At 47.4% G+C, this 411-nt stretch carries 1 pseudogene; it reads left to right on the top strand.

What is annotated here, in order from left to right:
• Positions 1–411: pseudogene (locus NE473_RS30395) on the top strand (citrate/2-methylcitrate synthase); the annotation flags it as partial.

Below are 411 nucleotides of genomic sequence, written 5' to 3'. Positions count from 1 at the left end.
GGAAGAAGTAGAATTCTATTTAAGAAGACTGTTACATAAAGAGGCATTTGATAAGAAGGGCTTAATCTACGGCATGGGTCACGCCGTTTACTCCAATTCCGATCCGCGTGCGGAGATCTTCAAGGGGTTTGTTCACCAGCTGTCCGAAGAAAAGGGGCGTATGGATGACTTTAACTTATATTCCATGATCGAGCGTCTGGCACCGCAGGTAATTGCGGATGAGAGAAAGATTTACAAGGGCGTCAGCGCCAATGTGGACTTCTACAGCGGTTTTGTATACAGCATGCTGGATATTCCGAAGGAACTGTTCACTCCAATTTTTTGCGATTGCCAGAATCGTCGGATGGAGCGCTCACCGGATTGAGGAGCTGATGAACATGGATAAGATCATCCGTCCGGCCTATACGAGCG

Source organism: Hungatella sp. SL.1.14 (assembly GCF_024460495.1).
GTDB lineage: Bacteria > Bacillota > Clostridia > Lachnospirales > Lachnospiraceae > Hungatella > Hungatella hathewayi.
The sequence above is the reverse complement of the archived record's forward strand: the minus strand, read 5'-3'. Positions and strand labels throughout refer to the sequence as shown.